The organism is Neisseria sp. P0021.S005, from assembly GCF_051956955.1.
In genome coordinates this window covers 1-4,797 of sequence record NZ_JBQCWY010000211.1, presented here as the reverse complement: position 1 = coordinate 4,797, position 4,797 = coordinate 1, and the positions used below count along the sequence as shown (strand labels likewise).

The following is a 4,797-nucleotide window of genomic DNA, read 5'->3' as shown; positions in this document are numbered from 1 at the left end:
CACCGTAGTAGCCGCTGCCGACACCGATACCGGTCGCACCCGGACGGGTTACTTGCGGAATCGAGCCTTGGGCAATCGCACCGGCCACACCCGCGTAGGCTTTCTTACCTACTTGGTTGATGTTGTTCTGCAACTCGGTACCCAAACCAATCAACTGGTTCACGTTTGCCGCATCTGTACCGTCTTTACCCGGAGCCACGTTGGTAATGCGTTGGCCGCCGTTATTCAGACCGACAGGAGACAGTTTGATTTGGTTGTTCGGATTGTTTTCAGTCGGTGCAGCGATGGTTACGCCATCGTTGTTGACCACGGTGTTGCCTGCGGTCAGACCGTCTTTGTTCAACGCAACTTTATCGCCGACTTTCACGCCGTCGTTATTCATCACAGTATCGCCTGCTTTGAAGGTATCGGCATTCACTGTCTTCACGCTAATCTCGTCAGCCAACTTCAGTTGAGCACCACCGGCTACGGTTTCGCTAATGATGTTGCTGTCGCCTTTAACGTTGATGGTGTCGCCCAACGCGTAGTTGTTGCTGCCGCTGGTACCGCCGAAGTTGATGCCTTTGGCGATATTGGCGGCGTTGTTGGCTACGTTTTGGTTGGTCGCAAACAGTTGGCTGCCGTTAACGGCATCTTTGCTGTTGGCATTGATGTCGCCATCCGCTACGTTGGTTACTTTGTTGCCCGCATTGTCCAAGCCGTCTTTAGTCAGGTTTACCTTGCCTGCTTTCAAGCCGTCTTTGTTCAATGCAACATCATCACCCACTTTGACACCGTCAGTATTCACTGCGGTATCACCGGCTTTCACGCTGTCAACGTCCAAGTCTTTATCGGTAGCAACTTCATAAACAGTCTGACCTTTGTCACCTGTTTTTTCAGTCACAACGATGTTCTTACCTTGAACGACTTCAGTCTTAGACGCAGCAGCAGCTTGTTTCAGTTGAGAAACATTGACTGCATCGGTGTCATCCGTACCGGCCGCAACGTTGGTAATCTTGTTGCCGCCATTGTTCAAGCCAGCCTTGGTCAGGTTCACATCACCTGCTTTCAAGCCGTCTTTGTTCAATGCAACATCATCGCCAACTTTCACACCGTCATTATTCATCACGGTATCACCTGCGGTAACGCTGTCAACTTTCAGGTTTTTATCGGTAGCCACTTTGTAAATGGTTTGGCCATTGGCGCCGACATCCTGAGTAACAACAATGTTATCGCCTTGAACGACTTCGGTCTTAGCCGCAGCCGCAGCTTTGTTCAACTGAGCAACATTCACCGCATCAGTATCATCGGTACCGGCTGCAACGTTGGTAATCTTGTTACCGCCGTTGTTCAAGCCGGCTTTAGTCAGATTGACATCGCCAACTTTCACGCCATCGGTATTAACTGTGGTATCGCCGGCTTTCACGCTGTCTACTACCAAGTCTTTAGCCAATTTGACTTCCAACTTATCAGAGCCATTCGCTACAACGCCGATATTGCCGTCTGAAAGTTTGGCTGCATCGGTTTGACCGCCAACAATATTCAGCTTCGTACCCGGTTTGCGTTCAACGTCTTTGCCGCTGTCGCCGCCGAAAGTCAAAGGCAGATTGGCAGTTGCATTAACGGCTTTGATTGCATCGTGGATGTTGTTCTCACCAGTACCGCCAATATCGGTCATGCTGATATTGCCGCCATTATTGGCCGCATTGCCACCCAATACATTCACCAACTGATCTTGGGCCGCATTCAGCTGCTCTTCAGTCGCCGCACGTTTGCCTTGGGCAAAGTCGCTACCACCCAAAGTCGTATTGCTCAAGCCGCTGACTTCGCCTTTATCGCCATCGATTTTCACCGGAGCTGCTTGACCGACATTCAATACATTGGCCAGTTTCAGCTGTGCACCACCGGCTACGGTTTCGCTGATGATGTTGCTGTCGCCTTTGACATTGATGGTGTCGCCCAATGCGTAGTTGTTGCTGCCGCTGGTACCGCCGAAGTTGATGCCTTTGGCGATATTGGCGGCGTTGGTCGCGACGTTTTGGTTGGTCGCAAACAGTTGGCTGCCGTTAACGGCATCTTTGCTGTTGGCATTAAGGTCGCCATCCGCTACGTTGGTCACTTTGTTGCCTGCGGCATCGATACCGGACTTGGTCAGGCTAGGACCGCCTGCGACGGTCACACCGTCGTTGTTCACGGTGGTGTCGCCGGCTTTGACGCTGTCTACTACCAGGTTTTTGTTCAGCTTAACAGTCACTTTATCGTCTTGGGCTTCGGTGGTGATGTTGTCGTCGCCGGCAACGGTCACGGTAGAACCCAGTTTTTCGACATTGGTGCTGCCGCTGTCGCCGTTGAAGGTCAGGCCTTTGGTGTCAACAGTGTTTTTGGCGTCCACACCTTTTTGGATGTCGTCTTTGGTATCTTGCGCCAAGTCGATGCTGTAGTCGGTCACGTTGTTCGCGTCTTCTGCTGAAGCAGTGACGGTCACTTTGTTCGAACCGGCGCTCGCGGTCGTGCCTTTGGCGTTGACGGTGTAAACGTCTTGGCCGTTGGCGCCGGTGGTTTTCACCACGTCTTTGATGTTGGTGCCGGCGGCAACTTCGGTACGGGCGGCGGCGCTTTGCTGTTTCAGCTGGCTGTAGTTGACGGCGTCGGTGTCATCGGTACCCGGGGCAACGTTGGTAATCTTGTTGCCGGCGGCATTGATGCCTGCTTTGGTCACACTCGGGCCACCGGTAATGGTGAGGCCGTCTGAATTCAGTTTGCTGTCGCCTGCGGTCACGCTGTCAACGGTGATGTCTTTGGCCAGTTTCAGCTGTGCGCCACCGGCTACGGTTTCGCTGATGATGTTGCTGTCGCCTTTGACATTGATGGTGTCGCCCAATGCGTAGTTGTTGCTGCCGGTGGTACCGCCGAAGTTGATGCCTTTGGCGATATTGGCGGCGTTGGTCGCTACGTTTTGGTTGGTCGCAAACAGTTGGCTGCCGTTGACGGCGTCTTTGCTGTTGGCATTGAGGTCACCGTCGGCTACGTTGGTAACCTTCTTGCCGGCGGCATCGATACCGGACTTGGTCAGGCTAGGACCGCCTGCGATCTTAACGCCGTCGTTGTTCACGGTGGTGTCGCCGGCTTTGACGCTGTTCACTACCAGGTCTTTTTTCAGCTTAACGGTCACTTTATCGTCTCGGGCTTCGGTGGTGATGTTGTCGTCGCCGGCAACGGTCACGGTGGAGCCGAGTTTTTCGACATTGGTGCTGCCGCTGTCGCCGTTGAAGGTCAGGCCTTTGCTGTCAACGGTGGTTTTGGCATCTACGCCTTTTTGGATTTCGGCTTTGGTGTCATCAGCCAAGTCGATGCTGTAGTCGGTCACGTTGTCGGCCTTTTCAGCGGCGGTAACGGTCACTTGGCTCGAACCGGCGCTCGCAGTCGTGCCTTTGGCGTTGACGGTGTAAACGTCTTGGCCTTTATTGCCGACTCCTTTAACCACGTCTTTGATGTTGGTACCGGCTGCAACTTCGGTACGGGCGGCGGCGCTTTGCTGCTTCAGCTGGCTGTAGTTGACCGCGTCGTTGTCATCGGTACCGGCGGCAACATTGGTGATCTTGGTGCTGGCGGCATTGATGCCTGACTTGGTCACACTCGGGCCACCGGTAATGGTGAGGCCGTCTGTATTCAGTTTGCTGTCGCCTGCGGTCACGCTGTCAACGATGATGTCTTTGGCCAGTTTCAGCTGTGCGCCACCAGCTACGGTTTCGCTGATGATGTTGCTGTCGCCTTTGACATTGATGGTGTCGCCCAATGCGTAGTTGTTGCTGCCGGCGGTACCGCCGAAGTTGATGCCTTTGGCGATATTGGCGGCGTTTGTCGCTACGTTTTGGTTGGTCGCAAACAGTTGGCTGCCGTTAACGGCGTCTTTGCTGTTGGCATTGAGGTCACCGTCGGCTACGTTGGTAACCTTCTTGCCGGCGTTGTTCAAACCGTCTTTGGTCAGTTTGACATCACCCGCTTTAACACCGTCTTGGGTCAATGCGACATCGTCGCCTACTTTCACACCGTCGTTGTTCACGGTGGTGTCGCCGGCTTCGACGCTGTTCACTACCAGGTCTTTTTTCAGCTTAACGGTCACTTTATCGTCTTGGGCTTCGGTGGTGATGTTGTCGTCGCCGGCAACGGTCACGGTGGAGCCGAGTTTTTCGACATTGGTGCTGCCGCTGTCGCCGTTGAAGGTCAGGCCTTTGCTGTCAACGGCGGTTTTGGCATCCACACCTTTTTGGATTTCGGCTTTGGTGCCGTCAGCCAAATCGATGCTGTAGTCGGTCACGTTGTCGGCCTTTTCAGCGGCGGTAACGGTCACTTTGCTCGAACCGGCGCTCGCAGTCGCGCCTTTGGCGTTGACGGTGTAAACGTCTTGGCCGTTAGTGTCGACGGTTTTAACCACGTCTTTGATGTTGGTACCGGCACGTACTTCGGTACGGGCGGCGGCGCTTTGCTGTTTCAGCTGGCTGTAGTTGACGGCGTCGTTGTCATCGGTACCGGCGGCAACGTTGGTGATCTTGTTGCCGGCGGCATGGATGCCTGACTTGGTCACACTCGGGCCACCGGTAATGGTGAGGCCGTCTGAATTCAGTTTGCTGTCGCCTGCGGTCACGCTGTCAACGATGATGTCTTTGGCCAGTTTCAGCTGTGCACCACCGGCTACGGTTTCGCTGATGATGTTGCTGTCGCCTTTGACATTGATGGTGTCGCCCAATGCGTAGTTGTTGCTGCCGGCGGTACCGCCGAAGTTGATGCCTTTGGCGATATTGGCGGCGTTTGTCGCTA

At 54.2% G+C, this 4,797-nt stretch carries 1 pseudogene; it reads right to left on the bottom strand.

From position 1 onward, the window contains the following. Window positions 1–4,797 (bottom strand): annotated as a pseudogene (locus ACTHUE_RS11125) (hypothetical protein); the annotation flags it as partial.